The sequence below is a fragment of the Burkholderia sp. Ed8 genome (assembly GCF_040761425.1).
Lineage (GTDB): Bacteria > Pseudomonadota > Gammaproteobacteria > Burkholderiales > Burkholderiaceae > Burkholderia > Burkholderia seminalis.
The window spans coordinates 438987-454938 of record NZ_CP142885.1 but is presented as its reverse complement, the minus strand read 5'-3'; the positions used below and the strand labels follow the sequence as shown (position 1 = coordinate 454938).

Annotated in this window: 19 protein-coding genes; 15 read left to right on the top strand and 4 right to left on the bottom strand. The window is 67.8% G+C overall.

Annotation, left to right across the window (positions count from 1 at the left end):
• The first annotated feature begins 92 nt into the window (after window positions 1-92).
• Window positions 93-1658: a GMC family oxidoreductase gene (locus tag VXM69_RS02095; RefSeq protein ID WP_034189761.1), complete on the top strand. Its 1566-nt coding sequence runs from the start codon at window positions 93-95 to the stop codon at window positions 1656-1658.
• 86 nt (window positions 1659-1744) lie between these two features.
• Here the strand turns inward: VXM69_RS02095 and VXM69_RS02090 are convergent, their stop codons facing one another.
• Window positions 1745-2725, bottom strand: a complete 981-nt coding sequence (locus VXM69_RS02090; protein WP_034189762.1) for a helix-turn-helix domain-containing protein — start codon at window positions 2723-2725, stop codon at window positions 1745-1747.
• Window positions 2726-2901: 176 nt separating this feature from the next.
• Between VXM69_RS02090 and VXM69_RS02085 the strand changes: the two genes are divergently transcribed.
• The 6 genes from VXM69_RS02085 to VXM69_RS02060 all read left to right on the top strand — a co-directional run bounded on the left by VXM69_RS02085 (window position 2902) and on the right by VXM69_RS02060 (window position 8578).
• A complete protein-coding gene (locus VXM69_RS02085; protein ID WP_034189763.1) occupies window positions 2902-3435 on the top strand; it encodes a 2,4'-dihydroxyacetophenone dioxygenase family protein in 534 nt (177 codons plus the stop codon).
• A gap of 18 nt (window positions 3436-3453) precedes the next feature.
• Window positions 3454-4758 (top strand): MFS transporter, encoded by a 1305-nt coding sequence (locus tag VXM69_RS02080; RefSeq protein WP_367188903.1) that lies wholly within the window; start codon window positions 3454-3456, stop codon window positions 4756-4758.
• A 1-nt stretch (window position 4759) separates the two neighbouring features.
• The gene (locus tag VXM69_RS02075) at window positions 4760-5881 is read left to right on the top strand and encodes a 2,3-butanediol dehydrogenase (RefSeq protein WP_343726458.1); all 1122 of its coding nucleotides are present in this window, start codon (window positions 4760-4762) and stop codon (window positions 5879-5881) included.
• Window positions 5859-6581 (top strand): SDR family NAD(P)-dependent oxidoreductase, encoded by a 723-nt coding sequence (locus VXM69_RS02070; RefSeq protein ID WP_367188902.1) that lies wholly within the window; start codon window positions 5859-5861, stop codon window positions 6579-6581. The genes VXM69_RS02075 and VXM69_RS02070 overlap by 23 nt, the downstream gene beginning before the upstream one ends.
• A 177-nt stretch (window positions 6582-6758) precedes the next feature.
• Entirely contained in the window at window positions 6759-7850 is a 1092-nt protein-coding gene (locus tag VXM69_RS02065) for a porin (RefSeq protein ID WP_034189767.1), read from the top strand.
• A gap of 188 nt (window positions 7851-8038) precedes the next feature.
• The gene (locus VXM69_RS02060; RefSeq protein WP_034189768.1) at window positions 8039-8578 is read left to right on the top strand and encodes a cytochrome b/b6 domain-containing protein; all 540 of its coding nucleotides are present in this window, start codon (window positions 8039-8041) and stop codon (window positions 8576-8578) included.
• 48 nt (window positions 8579-8626) lie between these two features.
• On the opposite strand, the gene VXM69_RS02055 is transcribed toward VXM69_RS02060, so the two are convergent.
• Window positions 8627-9115 (bottom strand): hypothetical protein, encoded by a 489-nt coding sequence (locus VXM69_RS02055; RefSeq protein WP_367188901.1) that lies wholly within the window; start codon window positions 9113-9115, stop codon window positions 8627-8629.
• Window positions 9116-9128: 13 nt separating this feature from the next.
• Window positions 9129-9332 carry a hypothetical protein gene (locus VXM69_RS02050; protein WP_034189769.1) on the bottom strand — a complete coding sequence of 68 codons (204 nt, stop codon included), beginning with the start codon at window positions 9330-9332 and terminating at the stop codon, window positions 9129-9131.
• Between the two features lie 267 nt (window positions 9333-9599).
• On the opposite strand from VXM69_RS02050, the gene VXM69_RS02045 reads away from it, so the two are divergent.
• From VXM69_RS02045 to VXM69_RS02030, 4 genes are all read left to right on the top strand, one after another.
• Complete coding sequence (locus tag VXM69_RS02045) at window positions 9600-10310, top strand: PadR family transcriptional regulator (RefSeq protein WP_034189770.1); 711 nt, start codon at window positions 9600-9602, stop codon at window positions 10308-10310.
• 38 nt (window positions 10311-10348) lie between these two features.
• On the top strand, window positions 10349-10675 hold the full coding sequence (locus VXM69_RS02040) for a siderophore-interacting protein (protein ID WP_367189214.1): 327 nt from the start codon (window positions 10349-10351) through the stop codon (window positions 10673-10675).
• Window positions 10669-11169, top strand: a complete 501-nt coding sequence (locus VXM69_RS02035; RefSeq protein ID WP_367189213.1) for a siderophore-interacting protein — start codon at window positions 10669-10671, stop codon at window positions 11167-11169. Before VXM69_RS02040 ends, VXM69_RS02035 begins: the two co-directional genes overlap by 7 nt.
• A gap of 167 nt (window positions 11170-11336) precedes the next feature.
• Complete coding sequence (locus tag VXM69_RS02030) at window positions 11337-11561, top strand: hypothetical protein (protein WP_034189771.1); 225 nt, start codon at window positions 11337-11339, stop codon at window positions 11559-11561.
• Window positions 11562-11587: 26 nt separating this feature from the next.
• Here VXM69_RS02030 and VXM69_RS02025 read toward each other — a convergent pair whose 3' ends face one another.
• On the bottom strand, window positions 11588-12169 hold the full coding sequence (locus tag VXM69_RS02025) for an undecaprenyl-diphosphatase (RefSeq protein WP_367188900.1): 582 nt from the start codon (window positions 12167-12169) through the stop codon (window positions 11588-11590).
• Window positions 12170-12598: 429 nt separating this feature from the next.
• Here VXM69_RS02025 and VXM69_RS02020 point away from each other — a divergent pair, with 429 nt between their 5' ends.
• From VXM69_RS02020 to VXM69_RS02005, 4 genes are read left to right on the top strand one after another with little or no spacing between them, the layout of a single operon-like run.
• Window positions 12599-13339 carry an acetoacetate decarboxylase gene (locus VXM69_RS02020; protein WP_034189773.1) on the top strand — a complete coding sequence of 247 codons (741 nt, stop codon included), beginning with the start codon at window positions 12599-12601 and terminating at the stop codon, window positions 13337-13339.
• Window positions 13340-13391: 52 nt separating this feature from the next.
• On the top strand, window positions 13392-14177 hold the full coding sequence (locus tag VXM69_RS02015) for a 3-hydroxybutyrate dehydrogenase (protein WP_069245808.1): 786 nt from the start codon (window positions 13392-13394) through the stop codon (window positions 14175-14177).
• A complete protein-coding gene (locus VXM69_RS02010) occupies window positions 14174-15391 on the top strand; it encodes a patatin-like phospholipase family protein (protein ID WP_034187538.1) in 1218 nt (405 codons plus the stop codon). The genes VXM69_RS02015 and VXM69_RS02010 overlap by 4 nt, the downstream gene beginning before the upstream one ends.
• Before the next feature lie 60 nt (window positions 15392-15451).
• Window positions 15452-15916 carry a hypothetical protein gene (locus VXM69_RS02005; protein WP_034187539.1) on the top strand — a complete coding sequence of 155 codons (465 nt, stop codon included), beginning with the start codon at window positions 15452-15454 and terminating at the stop codon, window positions 15914-15916.
• Window positions 15917-15952: the final 36 nt, after the last annotated feature.

The window sequence follows — 15952 nt, the reverse complement described above, 5'->3', positions numbered from 1 at the left end:
CCCGGTCAAATGGGGCCGCAACCCGTTCGCTAAGCTGGCTTCCTGCGCGGCGGCACGCGTTCCGCCGCCCGACAACAAGGAGAAGAAGCGGGATGGAGACGTACGACCACATCGTCGTCGGCGGCGGTTCGGCCGGCTGTACGGTCGCGCATCGGCTGGTGACGGCCGGCAGGCGCGTACTGCTGCTCGAGGACGGCCCGAAGGACGACAGCCTGTTCATCCGGATTCCGGCGACGTTCATCCGCGTGCTCGGCACACGGCGCACGGTCACGTTCGAGAGCGAGCCGCAGCCCGGCGCGGCCGGCCGCAAGACCTATGTGCCGCAGGGCCGCACGCTCGGCGGCGGCAGTTCGGTCAACGCAATGCTGTACGTGCGCGGCACGCGCGACGACTACGACGACTGGGCCGCGCTCGGCTGCACGGGCTGGAGCTGGGACGACGTGCTGCCCGTGTTCAAGCGCGCCGAATCGCACCTGCGGCTGTCCGAGCCGTTCCACGGCACCGACGGGCCGTTGAAAGTCGGCGACACGCGCTTCCGGCATCCGCTGAGCCTCGCGTTCGTGAAGGCGGCGCAGGAAACCGGCATCGCGTACAACGACGACTTCAACGGCGCCGCGCAGCACGGCGTCGGCTTCTATCACACGACGATCTTCGACGGGCAGCGCGGCAGCACCGCGGCCACCTATCTCGCCGAGGCGCTCGCCCATCCGAACCTGCGCGTGCTGACCGGCTGCCGCGTGACGCGCATCCGGTTCGACGGGCGGCGTGCCGCCGGCGTCGAATGGCGCACCGAAGGCGGCGCAACGGGCGCGGCCGCCGCACGCGCCGACGTCGTGCTCGCGGCCGGCGCGCTGAGCACGCCGAAGCTGCTGATGCTGTCGGGCATCGGGCCCGGCGCGCACCTGCGCGCGCACGGCATCGACGTGCTGCACGACAGCCGTGACGTCGGCGCGAACTATCAGGATCATCTCGAGGTGTCGATCTACGGCCGCAGCCACGCGCCGGTCAGCCTGCTCGGCGAGGATCGCGGGCTGAAGGCGCTGCGGCACGGGCTGCAGTGGATGCTGTGCCGCACGGGCCTGCTGACGTCGAACGTGGTCGAATCGGGCGCGTTCGTCGATACGACGGGCGGCGGCCGCCCGGACATCCAGTTCCACGTGCTGCCGACGCTCGTCGGCGACGTCGACCGCGCGCCGCTGCCCGGCCACGGACTGTCGATCAACCCGTGCCTACTCAGGCCGCGCTCGCGCGGCTCCGTGCAACTGCGCGGCAACGATCCGGCCGCGCCGATCCTGTTCGACAGCGGTGCGCTGTCGGATCCGGCCGATGTCGACGGCCTCGTGCGCGGTGTCGCGCTCGCGCGGCGGATCATCCGCGCACCGTCGCTCTCGCGCATCGTCCGCGAAGCCGAGACGTTGAGCGACGCGACGCTCGCCGATTACGTGCGGCGCCGCGCGAAAACCGTCTATCACCCGGCCGGCACGTGCCGCATGGGGAACGACGACGAGGCGGTCGTCACGCCGCACCTCAACGTGCGGGGCGTCGACGGATTGCGGATCTGCGATGCCTCGGTGATGCCGCGCATCGTGTCCGGCAACACGAACGCGCCGACGATCATGATCGCGGAGCGCTGCGCCGAGTTCATGCTGGCGGAGTGACGCGGCGCGCGTGCGGCATGCGGCACCGCGCCGAAAGCAAAAGCGGCGCGTGACCCACGCGCCGCCGAACCTGCGAAAGCCGGGCCTCAGCCCCCGGCCGCACGCGCCGCATCGCGCAGCGCCATCGGCGACGCGCCGTAGCGCTCGCGGATCGCGCGGCTGAAGTGCGCCTGGCTCGAAAACCCCCAGCGAAACGCGATCTCGCCGATGCTCGTCTTGCGCAGCCGCGCGTCGGTCAGCTCGCGATGCGCGTGCGACAGCCGCTCCGACCAAATGTGCTGCGTGATCGACTCGCCTTCGGCCGCGAAGAGCCGGCCCAGATGCCGCAGCGACAGCCCGACCGCGTCCGCGACGGCCTGTGGCCCGAGTTCCGGCTCGCCGAGATGCGTCGCGATGTACTGCTTCGCGGTCAGCAGGTACGACAGCGACGCACGCGACGCGCCCGCGCCGTTGACTTCCGTGTCGATGAGTTCCGCGATCAGCGTGCGCGTATGCTCGACGAACCGCGCGGCATCGTGCGCCACCGGATCCTTCATGAAACGCTCGACGCTCGCGCGCAACGTCGCGCCGAGCATCGCGCCCGCGCCCGGTTTCGGCGCGATCCGCAGCGGCAGCGCGGCCAGCTCCGCGTCGAGCCGCTCGTCGAACGACGTGACCGGCATGTCGATCAGCAGCTGCCGCATCGGCGTCAGGAATCCGAACAGATAGGGCACGCGCGTGTCGTAGACGACGACATCGCCGGCTTCCGCGAGCAGGCACCGGTCGCGCTGGATGAAATACGCGCGCCCGCTCAGGATCTGGCACGCGAACAGCGATTCCTTCGGCAGCTGGCGCACCAGCGCGGGGCTGCGCTCGATCACGTGATCCTGACCGCTGATGTCGGCGATGCCGAGGCCCGGCAGCGCGATATCGGTCTTCTCGACCTCGAGCCCGGCCGGCGACAGCGACGAGCAACGCAGCCCGACCAGCGTCGCCGCATTGAACGCATCCCAGTACGCCATCCTGTCGCGCGCCGGCACGTCGGCCGTCGAGCCTCGCGTGCGTGAAAAAACGGTCGAATTCGTCACGTCGCCTCCTGCGGGCGCCCGCCGCGCGGAGCGGCACGGATTGGGGGATGGTTCGTCTGGATTTTGGTGCGATGCAATGTCCGGCGCGGTCAAGCAATTCGTCCAGCCCAGTCAAGAGCGGCGCGCACCGGCTGGCTAAAGTCGAGCCCACGACAACCCATAGAAGGAGACAAACCGTGGTCGACCAAGCCGTATCCGAATTCTGGCAAAACATTCCGGCGATTGCCAATCCGTTCAAGCCCGATGCGCTGCCCGAAGCGTACATCCCGAACGCGGCCACCGACGACGAACGCTATTACGTTCCGTTCACCGAAACGGTTTCGTCCCGGCCGCTGTGGATCTCGCCGTCGCAGAACAAATGGTGCGACATCCTGATGGCCAAGGAAGCCGGGCTCGTGAACCGGCACTATCACCCGCACGAAGTGTTCGCGTACACGCTGTCCGGCAAATGGGGCTACCTGGAACACGAATGGACCGCGACGAAGGGCGACTTCGTGTACGAAACGCCCGGCGAAGGCCACACGCTCGTCGCGTTCGATCACCCCGAGCCGATGCGCGCGTTCTTCATCGTCAAGGGGCCGCTGATCTGGCTCGACGACGAAGGCAACCCCGACGGCTACTTCGACGTGCATTCGTACATCGCGATGTGCAAGGCGCATTACGAGAAGGTCGGCCTCGGCGCGCAAGCGATCGAGAAGCTGTTCCGCTGACGCACGACGAGGCGCCCCATGACATCCCCGTCTTCCTCCCGGTCCCCCTGGACGTACGAGAACAGGCTGCTGCTGATCCTGTTCATGACGTTCGGCTTCGTCTTCTTCGACCGCCTCGCGCTGTCGTTCCTGTTCCCGTTCATGTCGGCCGAGCTGCACCTGACGAACACGCAGCTCGGCATGGTGTCGTCCGCACTGGCGCTCACGTGGGCGCTGTCGGGCGCCGCGACCGGCGCATGGTCCGATGCGCGCGGCACGCGCAAGCCGCTGCTGATCGCCGCCGTGCTCGGCTTTTCCGTGTGCTCGGCACTCTCCGGGCTCGTCGGCGGCTTCGCGAGCCTGATCGCGTTCCGCGCGCTGATGGGCATTGCGGAAGGCCCCGTGCTGCCGCTGTCGCAATCGCTGATGGTCGAAAGCTCGACGCCGAGCCGCCGCGGCTTGAACATGGGCCTGCTGCAGGGTTCGGCCGCCGGCCTGCTCGGCGCGATGATCGGCCCGCCGGTCGTGATCGGCATCGCCACCGCGTACGGCTGGCGCGAGGCGTTCTACGTGTCGTGCATCCCGGGCTTCCTGATCGCGTTCTGCATCTGGCGCTGGGTGCGCGAAGTGCCGCCCGGCGGCGCGCGGCACGTGCAGGCCGACGGCACCGGCGCGCCGGCCGCGAGCGGCGCGGCGATCAACCGCTGGGCGCTGCTGAAGGAACGCAACATCCTGCTCTGCGTGCTGATCAGCTGCTTCTTCCTCACGTGGTTCGTCGTGATCATCTCGTTCGCGCCCGTCTTCCTCGTGGAAAGCCGCCACCTGTCGCCGTCCGACATGGGCGTCGTGATGACCTGCCTCGGCGCCGCGTGGGTGTTCTGGGGCTTCGCGGTGCCGGCGATCTCCGACCGGATCGGCCGCAAGCCGACGATGATCGTGTTCGCGCTGATCGCGGCCGTGTGCCCGCTGGTGATGATCCATGTCGGGTCGGTCTGGGCGCTCGGTGCGCTCGTGTTCGTCACCTATACGGGCCTCGGCTGCTTCACGCTGTTCATGGCGACGATCCCGGCCGAAACGGTGCCGCCGCGCGCGATCGCCAGCGCGCTCGGGCTGATCATGGGCGCCGGAGAGCTGATCGGCGGCTTCGTCGCGCCGACTGTCGCAGGCTTTGCCGCGGACAAGTATGGCCTGCAGTTCGCGATGTGGACGTCGGCGACCGGCGCGATCCTCGCGTGCGTGCTGTCGTTCGGCCTCGTCGAAACCGCGCCGGCCGTGCTGCGCAAGCGCGCGCTCGCCGGTGCCGCCGCCAGCCGCCTCGACACGCCAAACCTCGGAGGACGCTGACATGCGGGCACTCCAATGGCATGGCCCGCGCGACGTCCGTCTGGTGGACATCGACACGCCGCGCGTCGGCCCCGACGACGTGCGCATCGCGATCGCGTATTGCGGGATCTGCGGCAGCGACCTGCACGAATATGCGGACGGCCCCCACGCGATTCCCGTCGACGCGCCGCACCCGCTGTCGCGCCGCACCGCGCCGCTGACGCTCGGCCACGAGTTCTGCGGCACCGTCGTCGAAGTCGGCGAAGGCGTGACGGCGCTGCGCGCGGGCGACCGCGTCGCGGTCGAGCCCGAGTACCGCTGCAGCCAGTGCGCGTACTGTCGCGCCGGGTCGTACAACCTGTGCGTGTCGATGGGCTTCGCCGGGCTGATGGGCGACGGCGGGATGGCCGACTTCGCGGTCGTGCCGGCCTACATGCTGCATCGCCTGCCCGACGGCGTGAGCCTCGAGCAGGCCGCGGTGATGGAGCCGGCCGCCGTCGCGCTGCATGCGCTGCGGCGCGGCGCACTGCGGCTCGGCGAGACCTGCGCGGTGTTCGGGCTGGGACCAATCGGCCTGCTGCTGATCATGCTCGCGAAGCTGCAGGGTGCGACGACGATCGTGGCCGTCGACGTGTCGCCCGAGCGGCTCGCGGCCGCCACGCGCGTGGGCGCGACGCATGCGTTCGACGCGCGTGCGCTCGACGCCGGCACGTTGCAGGATGCAATCCGCACGGCGACAGGCGGGCTCGGCGTCGATGCGAGTTTCGAGGCGGCCGGGCTGCCGGCCACGTTCGAGTCGGCGATGCAGGCGCTACGCAAGGGCGGCCGCCTCGTGATGGTCGGCCTGATGCCGCATGCGGGCTTCGACGCGTTCCGCGCGGTCAACGACGAGCTGACGTTCACCGCGAGCGTCGGCTACCGACACGCGTACGAAGACCTGCTGCGCATCGTCGCGTCGGGCGCGCTCGATCTCACGTCGATCGTCACGCGCACGGTGTCGCTCGAGGACGCCGTCGCCGACGGCTTCGATGCGCTGCTCGCAGACCGCACGCAGATCAAGATCCTCGTTTCACCCGCGCAACGGCCCGCCCGTCGCGCCCAACTCACCGGGAGTGCCGAGCATGAGTCGTCAGTGGGCGTTTGAAGGCCAGTCCGTCGTCGTGACGGGCGGCACGTCGGGCATCGGCGCGCGCACCGCGTTGCGGTTCGCGCAAGCCGGCGCGTCGGTCGTCGCACTCGGGCTCGACGCCGCCGGCCCGCATGCGCCCGTGCATGCGGGCATCCGCTGCGTGGCGCTCGACGTGACCGACAGCGATGCGCTCGCGCGTACGATCGCGGCGCTGCCGCGGCTCGACGTGCTCGTCAACGGCGTCGGCATCAGCCGGCACGCGGACGAATACCGGATGGACCAGTTCGAGCTCGTGCTGAACGTAAACCTGACGTCGGTGATGCGCGCGTCCGACGCCGCCCGGCCGGCGCTGTCGGCACACGGCGGCAGCATCGTCAATATCGCGTCGATGTACACGTACTTCGGCAGCAAGGACCGGCCCGCGTACAGCGCGAGCAAGGGCGGCATCGCGCAGCTCACGCGCTCGCTCGCGCAGGCGTGGGCCGATCGCGGCATCCGCGTGAACGCGGTCGCGCCCGGCTGGATCGACACGCCGCTCAGTAACGGCCTGAAGGCCGACGCGCAGGCGTCGCGCCGCATCCTCGAGCGCACGCCGCTCGGGCGCTGGGGCACGGCCGACGAGGTCGCGGAAGTGATCCTGTTCCTCTGCTCGCCCGGCGCGTCGTTCGTGACCGGCGCGGTCGTGCCGGTGGACGGCGGGTACTCGACGGTCTAGCGCTCGGCGCGCGGGGCATCGGCGGATTCGCGAAACCCGCCGATACCCGTCGCGCGGCCGGCTCCCTTCCGTTGCCGCCGAACCAGGATTCTTCCGGTTCGGGTTTGTTCATATCAATCAGTAGTTCGATCAAAAAATATCCGATCCGATCGGAAACATGTGAGGAGCACATTGGAGATGACGAAAAAGACCTTACTGGCACTCGCGGCCTGCACGCTTCCGGCTGCGGCGTTTGCACAGAGCAGCGTGACGATGTTCGGGCTGATGGACGCCGGCATCAGCTATGTCAGCAATCAAGGCGGCCACGGCGCCGCGAAATTCGACGACAACATCTTCTTTCCGAACCTGCTCGGCTTCGAGGGCAAGGAGGATCTCGGTGCGGGCACGCGCGCGATCTTCCGGCTCGTGAACCAGTATTCGCTCGGCAACGGCTCGATCATCGGCGGCGGGCTGTTCGCGCGCACCGCCTACGTCGGGCTGCAGAACGACCGGTACGGCACGCTGACGCTGGGCAACCAGTACGAGTTCATGGTCGATTCGCTGGCCGCCAGCGGCAACGAGATCGCGCAGGATCTCGTCGGCCTGTACGGCTTCCGCAACGGACCGTTCGACAAGCTCGCACTGCCGAACAACCCGACGGGCGCGTTCGACTGGGACCGCGTCGCGGGCAGCAATCGCGTCGCGAATTCGGTCAAGTACACGAGCCCGTCGCTGTCGGGCCTGACCTTCGGTGCGCTGTACGGCTTCGGGAACGTCGCGGGGTCGATCGGCGCGAACAACACGGTCAGCGTCGGTGCGAGCTACGACAACGGCCCGTTCGGCGCGGGCGCGGCCTATACGAACCAGAAATACGGCGCCGTCGGCGGACTGCCGCCCACCAGCGTGCGCAACTGGGGCGCGGGCCTGCATTACACGGTCGGCACGGTCACGGGGAAGGCGCTCTTCACGACCGTGCACAACGCGCAGAACGGCGCGGGCGCATGGTCGGCCGAAGCCGGTGCCGCATGGCACCCGTCGCCCGCCTGGGTCGTCGGCGCGAGCTATACCTACATGAAGGGCAACGACACGCTCGACAACGCGCATGCGCATCAATTCCTGGCCGCCGTCCAGTACTGGCTGTCGAAGCGCACGATGGTGTATGTCGCCGGCGTGCATCAGCGCACCGGCCACGGCAGCAACGCGCAGATCAACGGCGTGATGGATGCGGACGGCGCATCGAGCGGCGCCCGGCAGTCGATCGCGCGGATCGGGTTCAGTACGCGGTTCTGACAGCGGGGGCTGGAGGGGAGCGGCCCCTTCGCTTGCTTCCGTCTGCCGTGGAAATACGGTGCAACGGCAAGCGACGCATGCATCGGGAATAAATCCGGCCCGGTCCCGGTACATCGGGTGTCGCCACGCCGTTCGCTGCGCCGGACGCGCGGGTGCGCGGCACCCTACCCGAATCTGCGAGACCGCTCATGTCACAGCCCAACCACGCCGCCTACGCACGCTTCGCGATCGCCATGCACGGGTCGATCGCGATCCTGATCCTGTTGAACCTCTCGATCGGGCTCTACATGGATACGTTTCCGCACAACTCGCCGCAGTTCAACGGCATCCTGTTCTATCACGCGTCGATCGGCAGCCTGATCTTCATGCTGACCGTGCCGCGCCTCGCCTGGCGCGCGACGCACACCCCGCCGCCGCTGCCGGACAACGTCCCGGCCTGGCAGGCGCGGATCGCCGGTGCGTTGCACGGCGTGCTGTACCTGCTGCTGCTTCTCGTGCCGCTGACCGGCTACGTGCACCGCCTCGCCGGTGCGCACGCGGTCAGCTTCTTCGGCATCACGGACCTGCCGATGCTCGTCGGCCGCGACGAACCGTTGCGACTCCTGACCGATACGCTGCATCGCGCGCTGGTGCTGACGCTCGGCCTGCTGCTGGCCCTGCACGTCGGCGCCGCGATGAAGCACAAGTTCGTGGATCGCGACGGGGTGGCGGAGCGGATGGGCATCTGAAGGAAACGGGCACACGCGCCGGCCCGCGGCGCGTCGTTCGGCTGCCGCTCACCGCGCACCGCAGCGATTCCGGTGGACGATCTCGGGATCGACGCTCACGCGCCCCGGCGAAATCCGCATCATCACCAGCTTGGCATCGCCGCCCGGCGTCGACCACAGGCTCACCTGCGTCAGGTCGGTCCCGTTCGACGACCTCAGCCAGCGCACCATGCGGACCTGATCGGGAAAGCAGGTCGTCGCGCCTTCGTTGTCTTCGACGATGGTCCCGTACGCTTTCAGCATCGCACGCATCGCGTCGACGGCCTGCGCGCGTGATACGGTCGCGCGCATCGCGTCGGCCGCGTCGTCGTAGATCGCGTCGAACGCCTGCGCGTTGAAGCGCTGCACGACCAACGCTTCCGCCCGAAGCGCGGCCTGCCTGTCGTCGGCGTAGTAGCCGAAGTGGATGCGCATGCCGAGCGCGACCCATGCGACGCCCGCCAGCGCAACCAGCGCCAGCGCGACCTTCCACGTACGGTTCGCGGCTTTCGATCCCATGGTCGGCGACCTCTTACGAGACATCGGCGCCGTCGTGCATGTCACGCGGCGCCGCACCGGTAGTCAACACGCGCGAATCCTCGATGCGCTGCCTGGCCTCGGCGACGATACGCAACGATTCGCGGACGAATGCGTCATCCGCGGCCGCCTCGAGCAGCAGCGCGTCGGCGCGTTGACGCCGGTCTTGGCGTGGATTGTGCGGCAGGATGAACGTCATTCGAATTTTCCAGGGCGCGGAAAGCGAGAGCCGCTTCTCAAGCGCGCTCGTCCGGGCGAGCGCGCCGATTGTCGCCACTGAGTGCACGGACCACAACACACCGGCATCGGAATTGACCATTGTTGACATGGGCGACGGTGCGGGAGGTCATCGCGCGATGCACGGCGTCCCCTTCGCAGACCCAATCCAACCCCAAATAAATCCCCTTGACGCCCTATCTTTCGATATATATCTTTAGATATGTTTTTCGACATATAGGACAGGATCATGCGACACAATCACTTCCGCGGCCATGACCGTTGCGACGGTCATGGTGCGCATGCCCGCCCCGACTGGTTCGCCGGTCTCTGGTACGCGATCGGCCGCCACCGCCGCGGCCACGACATGTTCGGTGGCGGCCCGTTCGGCGGCCGGGGCGGCCGGGGCGGCTTTGGCGATTTCGGCGACGACGGTATGCCGCGCGGCCGCCAGTTCAGCTCGGACGATCTCCAGTTGCTGCTGCTCGCGCTGGTCGCCGAACAGCCGAGCCACGGCTACGAGCTGATCAAGGCGCTCGACACGCGTTCCAACGGTTTCTACAGCCCGAGCCCCGGCATGGTGTATCCGGCGCTCACGTATCTGGAAGAAGTCGGCTTCGTCGCATCGCAGGCGGAAGGCAACCGCAAACGCTATGCGCTGACCGACGCCGGCCGCGCGCATCTCGATGCACAGCGCGAACGCGTCGACACGCTGTTCGCTCGCCTCACGCACCTCGCACGCAAGATGGAATTCATGCGCCGCGCGTTCGCCGGGGAATCGGCGGGCAACGAAGCACCGGACGAATCGCAGGCCGGCTGGCTGCCGGAGTTCGTCGAGGCGCGCCTCGCGCTCAAGCGGGCGCTGCTGCACAAGAGCGCAGCCGACGCCGACGAACAACGCCGCATCGCGGCCATCATGCGCCGTGCGACGGCCGAAATCGAAGGCGGCTCCGGCGCGTGATCCGCGCCGCCCCGTCAAACCTCAAGGAGAACGGATTGATGCAGAACCTATCCGAGCGCACCGTTACCCGCGTGCGCCATACCCTCAAATTCCGCCTGCTGCAGGTCCTACGCGTGCGTGCCGTGACGCCGCACCTGCTGCGCGTCACGCTCGGCGGCCCCGATCTCGCGGATTTCGAGTCCGCGTCGTTCGACGATCACGTGAAGGTGTTTTTCCCCCGCCCGGTGCGGAACGGCCCGCGATGCCGACGCTCGGCGCGAACGGCCCCGAGTTTCCGGAAGGCGAACCGAAGCCGGTCGCGCGCGACTTCACGCCGCGCCGCTTCGATCGCGCCGCCCGCGAGCTCGATCTGGAATTCGTGCTGAACCATCCGGGCCCCGCGTCGCAATGGGCCGCGCAGGCACGTGTCGGCCAATGGCTCGGCATCGGCGGCCCGCGCGGTTCGTTCGTCATCCCGACCGGTTTCGACTGGCATCTGCTGATCGGCGACGATACGGCGCTGCCGGCCGTCGCGCGGCGTCTCGAGGAATTGCCTGCCGGTGCGCGTGCGGCCGTCGTGCTGGAAGTCGCCGATCGTGCCGCGCAAATCTCGTTCGACACGCGCGCCGACGTGCATGAAGTCTGGCGCTTCCGCGCCGAAGCCGACGCGGCGGACGGCGATGCGCTGTTGGATGCCGTCCGCGACCTGCCGTTGCCGTCGTCCGGCGACGGCTACGTGTGGGCGGCCGGCGAAGCGCTGTCGATGCGGGCGGTCCGCCAGCACCTGACCGGCGAGCGCGGCGTCGACAAGTCGCGCATCCGCGCGGCGGCCTACTGGAAGCGCGGCGCGGCGGCCGTGCACGAAACGCTGGAAGACTGACGGGGGCGGGTACCCGGTAAACGGGCGCCCGGTCGGCCGGCGGATGACACAATCGTGGCGTCCGCGCACCAGCGGGCTTGGCACCGGTATCGCGGCTGGTATATATCTGTATCTGCGACGCCGCTGTCAGGCGACAGCCGCCGCAGCCCGCCCAGGAGCGCCCGGTCATGACAAAAGAAAGCCACGCTTCGCCTTTCCTTCGCCACCTGAAGATCGTCGGCTATTGCGGCCTCGCCGCGGTAGTGCTCGCGCTGTTCGTCGCGATGTGCGCGATCCTGAAGGAAAGCGCCCTCGAGCGCGATGCCGCTCAGCACCCGACCGATACGTCCGAACTGCACGATGCGGGCGGCGGCCCGTCCGCCTCGGCCGATTCGGCCAAGACACCCGGCTGACGGCGTCCTGCCCGATTTCCGTTCATTCAGGGCGCGTGCCGGCGCCCCATCACGACCGCGTGTACCGAATCGCCGATCCGTTCGAGCAGCGCGATCGCGCGTTGCCCGCACAGGTGCGCGGCCAACGCGCCGGCCGTACCGACCAGCACGCCGCCTGCCATGTCGAACGGCCAGTGCACACCCGCATACACGCGCCCCCATGCAATCACCACGGCCAGCGCGGCCATCACGAACCCGGTGACGCGGGTCGTGCCGCCGAGCATCAGGCCGACCGCCATGCTCCACGCAAACGTCATGTGATCGCTCGGAAACGAGCTGTCCGGCGCGTGCGGAATCAGTTGCGTGCCGACGCCGGCCATGAACGGGCGCGGCGAGAACCAGACATGCCCGATCGCTTGCGCGAGCACGAGCGCCACGCACACGCCGACGCCGGCTTCGATCGCCTGGCGTCGTGTCGGGCGCGCGCCGAAGATCCAGGTGAGCAGCAGCATCGCCGGCAGCACATAGACCAGCCAGTCGGCAGCGAAGATCGCGAGGCGGGCGACGCCCGGCTGCGGCGCAACCCCGGCGTTGACGGCGGAAAAGAGGGTGAGATTGAGGTTCTGCATGAATCCGGTTGCGTGGGGCAAAAAAACGACCGGTTGCCCGGCCTGATACGAACGATGCTAGGGCGCGCCCGCTTAAGCGATGCTTAATGCGTTCGCCGCCGGGGCGAAGGCCGCCGCGGCGAACGCACTTAGAGCATGCACCGCAACACAAGTTCACACAATTGTCATATTCCCGCGCGACCGTCTCCCGCAAAGGCTCACCCCCCCCGAAAAGGCTCACCTTTTTCACATCGTGGTGTCATCGGCGCGTGCGACCATCGGACCGCCGGGCGCCTCCCCCGCCGTTGGTATCGTTCATCTCAATATTTACGCCGCAAATCATTCGAAATCGGCAACAATTAATTCCAGATGCGGCATCGCACAACGGCAACGCACAGGCATACGATTACGAGCACTCATCCACGAAGCGATCAACAACAAGGAGTCCGCATGAAAGCCAGCGATGTCCGATCGAAAGCGTTTGCGATGCCGTTGACCAGCCCTGCCTTCCCGATGGGCCCGTACCGTTTCGTCGATCGTGAGTTTCTGATCATCACGTATCGCACCGATCCGGACCGTCTCCGTGAAATTGTCCCCGAGCCGCTGCAGGTTACCGAGCCGCTCGTGCATTACGAATTCATTCGCATGGCCGATTCGACCGGTTTCGGCGACTACACCGAAAGCGGCCAGGTCATCCCCGTCGAGTACAACGGCCAGCCGGGCGGCTATACGCTTGCGATGTATCTCGACGATCACCCGCCGATCGCCGGCGGCCGCGAGCTGTGGGGCTTCCCGAAGAAGCTCGCGTCGCCCACGCTGCACGTGAACACCGATCACATCCTCGGCACGCTCGACTACGGCAAGGTGCGCGTCGCCACCGGCACGATGGGCTACAAGCACAAGGAACTCGACATCGACGAGCAGACGAAGCGGCTCGCCGGCCCCAATTTCCTGCTGAAGATCATCCCGCACGTCGACGGCACCGCGCGCGTCTGCGAACTCGTGCGCTATTACATGCAGGACATCAAGATGAAAGGCGCGTGGACGGGCCCCGCGTCGCTCGAACTGGCGCCGCATGCGCTTGCGCCCGTGGCCGACCTGCCCGTGCTCGAAATCGTCGAGGCCCGGCACCTGGTCGCCGATTTGACGCTGGGCCTCGGCGAAGTCGTCTACGATTACCTGGCCAAGTAACACGTCCGCAGTCTCTTCTCCCTGTCAAACCTTTCATCACGGGAATTCGAACATGAGCAACCTGAATGGCAAGACCGCAGTCGTCACGGGCGCCGCGAGCGGCATCGGCAAGGAAATCGCCCTCGAGCTCGCCAAGGCGGGCGCGGCCGTCGCGATCGCCGACCTGAACCAGGACGGCGCGAACGCGGTCGCCGACGAGATCAACAAGGCGGGCGGCAAGGCGATCGGCGTCGCGATGGACGTAACGAACGAGGACGCCGTGAACAGCGGCATCGACAAGGTTGCCGAGGCATTCGGCTCGGTCGACATCCTCGTGTCGAACGCCGGCATCCAGATCGTCAACCCGATCGAGAACTATTCGTTCTCCGACTGGAAGAAGATGCAGGCGATCCACGTCGACGGCGCGTTCCTGACGACGAAGGCCGCGCTCAAGCACATGTACAAGGACGATCGCGGCGGCGTCGTGATCTACATGGGTTCGGTGCACTCGCACGAAGCGTCGCCGCTGAAGTCGGCGTACGTGACGGCCAAGCATGGCCTGCTGGGCCTCGCCCGCGTGCTGGCGAAGGAAGGCGCGAAGCACAACGTGCGCTCGCACGTCGTGTGTCCGGGCTTCGTGCGCACGCCGCTGGTCGACAAGCAGATTCCGGAGCAGGCGAAGGAGCTCGGCATCAGCGAAGAGGAAGTGGTGAAGAAGGTGATGCTCGGCAACACGGTCGATGGCGTGTTCACGACGGTGCAGGACGTCGCGCAGACGGTGCTGTTCCTGTCGGCGTTCCCGAGCGCCGCGCTCACGGGCCAATCGTTCATCGTCAGCCACGGCTGGTTCATGCAATGAAGCCGCATGCCCGCACGGAAAAGCAGGCCGTCGATGCGGCGGACCTGCAACACGAAGCCGGCGCGCCGGCCCCCGCGCGATCGCTGCCGTACGAAACGATCGCGCTCGTCCTGCAGGGCGGCGGCGCGCTCGGCGCGTACCAGGCCGGCGTGTTCGAAGGACTGCACGAGGCGGGTGTTCCGCTCGACTGGATCGCGGGCATCTCGATCGGCGCGCTGAACACCGCGCTGATCGCCGGCAATGCGCCCGAGCATCGCGTCGAGCGCCTGCGCGAGTTCTGGGAAACGATCTGCCAGCCGGCATTCTTTCCGACGGTTCCGGCCGCGTTCGAATTCGCGCTGTTCAACAGCATCGACCAGATCCGCACGTTCTTCACGGCGTCGCAGGCGGCCAGCGCGATGATGCAGGGCCAGCAAGGCTTCTTCGTGCCGCGCTTTCCGCCGCCGCTGCCGGGCGTGTCCGACCATCCCGAGAAAATCAGCTGGTACGACACGTCGGCGCTGCGCACGACGCTGCTGAAACTGTGCGATTTCGACCGGATCAATTCGGGCGAGACGCGCGTGTCGGTCGGCGCGGTCAACGTCGGCACCGGCAACTTCGTGTACTTCGACAACTCGCGCATCCGCCTCGCGCCCGAGCACTTCATGGCGTCCGGTGCGCTGCCGCCCGCGTTCCCGCCCGTCGAGATCGACGGCGAGTATTACTGGGACGGCGGCGTCGTGTCGAACACGCCGCTGATGGAAGTGCTCCGCGCCCGGCCGCGCCGCGACACGCTCGCGTTCCAGGTCGATCTGTGGAGCGCACGCGGGCCGCTGCCGCGCACGATGGCCGACGTCGCCGAACGCACGAAGGACGTGCAGTATTCGAGCCGTACGCGTTTCGTCACCGACACGCTGCAGCGCGAACAGCGCTATCGCAACGTGCTGCGTCACGTGCTCGAACAAGTGCCGGAAGAGCAGCGCAAGAACGACCCGTGGTGCGTCGAGGCAGAAGCGATGTCGAGCGGGAAGAAGTACAACATCCAGCACCTGATCTACCAGCAGAAGGCGTACGAACATCACTACAAGGACTATCAGTTCGGTCTGTCGACGATGCGCGACCATTGGTCCGCGGGGCTCGACGACATCCGCAAGACGCTCGCGGTGAAGGACGGCCTCGCGCTGCCCAACAACGACGCGGGCTTCGTCACGCACGACATTCACCGCCGCCGGTAATGCCGTGTACGGCGGCCCGGCGCGATGCATGCGCCGGGCCGTTCTCCTTTCAGATTCACCATGCCGATTTTCATTGCACTGTTCGCGCTCATCGCGATTGGATGGGGCGCGGTTCACCTGTTTCACGTCATCGCCGCGCAGTTCGGCCAGCCGGTCGCGATCGCGGCCGCCGTGCTCGCCGCCGCCATCGCGATCGCACTGGTCGCGTGGTGGATCAAGCGCCGCCGCGACATCGCACCGAATACGAAGGAAGAGGGCTGGACGCACATCGTGCATCGCGCGTGGGGCGAGTTGCGGCTGTCCGCGACGCAAGGGCTGCTCTGGCTGTCGCACGACGGCGCCGACGGTCGTTATACGCTGTCGCAGCTCGACGGCTGCCAGGCTGCCCCGATCGGCGGCCGCTGGCATCTCGTCGTACGTGTGCGCGACGCCGGGCGCGGCGAATGGAAGCTGCCGATGACGGACAAGCGCGACGCGCAGCGCTGGGCACGCGTGCTGATGCTCGCGAAGGACAACCGGCTCTGAACAATGCGCGCCCGGCGCGCGCGGGCAACCGCGCCG

Excerpts from the sequence above, each read along its gene's own strand:
- VXM69_RS02095 (WP_034189761.1), top strand. The coding sequence starts at position 93 with ATGGAGACGTACGACCACATCGTCGTCGGCGGCGGTTCGGCCGGCTGT.
- VXM69_RS02080 (WP_367188903.1), top strand. The coding sequence starts at position 3,454 with ATGACATCCCCGTCTTCCTCCCGGTCCCCCTGGACGTACGAGAACAGG.
- VXM69_RS02075 (WP_343726458.1), top strand. The coding sequence starts at position 4,760 with ATGCGGGCACTCCAATGGCATGGCCCGCGCGACGTCCGTCTGGTGGAC.
- VXM69_RS02070 (WP_367188902.1), top strand. The coding sequence starts at position 5,859 with ATGAGTCGTCAGTGGGCGTTTGAAGGCCAGTCCGTCGTCGTGACGGGC.
- VXM69_RS02065 (WP_034189767.1), top strand. The coding sequence starts at position 6,759 with ATGACGAAAAAGACCTTACTGGCACTCGCGGCCTGCACGCTTCCGGCT.
- VXM69_RS02060 (WP_034189768.1), top strand. The coding sequence starts at position 8,039 with ATGTCACAGCCCAACCACGCCGCCTACGCACGCTTCGCGATCGCCATG.
- VXM69_RS02055 (WP_367188901.1), bottom strand. The coding sequence starts at position 9,115 with ATGGGATCGAAAGCCGCGAACCGTACGTGGAAGGTCGCGCTGGCGCTG.
- VXM69_RS02050 (WP_034189769.1), bottom strand. The coding sequence starts at position 9,332 with ATGACGTTCATCCTGCCGCACAATCCACGCCAAGACCGGCGTCAACGC.
- VXM69_RS02045 (WP_034189770.1), top strand. The coding sequence starts at position 9,600 with ATGCGACACAATCACTTCCGCGGCCATGACCGTTGCGACGGTCATGGT.
- VXM69_RS02040 (WP_367189214.1), top strand. The coding sequence starts at position 10,349 with ATGCAGAACCTATCCGAGCGCACCGTTACCCGCGTGCGCCATACCCTC.
- VXM69_RS02030 (WP_034189771.1), top strand. The coding sequence starts at position 11,337 with ATGACAAAAGAAAGCCACGCTTCGCCTTTCCTTCGCCACCTGAAGATC.
- VXM69_RS02025 (WP_367188900.1), bottom strand. The coding sequence starts at position 12,169 with ATGCAGAACCTCAATCTCACCCTCTTTTCCGCCGTCAACGCCGGGGTT.
- VXM69_RS02020 (WP_034189773.1), top strand. The coding sequence starts at position 12,599 with ATGAAAGCCAGCGATGTCCGATCGAAAGCGTTTGCGATGCCGTTGACC.
- VXM69_RS02015 (WP_069245808.1), top strand. The coding sequence starts at position 13,392 with ATGAGCAACCTGAATGGCAAGACCGCAGTCGTCACGGGCGCCGCGAGC.
- VXM69_RS02010 (WP_034187538.1), top strand. The coding sequence starts at position 14,174 with ATGAAGCCGCATGCCCGCACGGAAAAGCAGGCCGTCGATGCGGCGGAC.
- VXM69_RS02005 (WP_034187539.1), top strand. The coding sequence starts at position 15,452 with ATGCCGATTTTCATTGCACTGTTCGCGCTCATCGCGATTGGATGGGGC.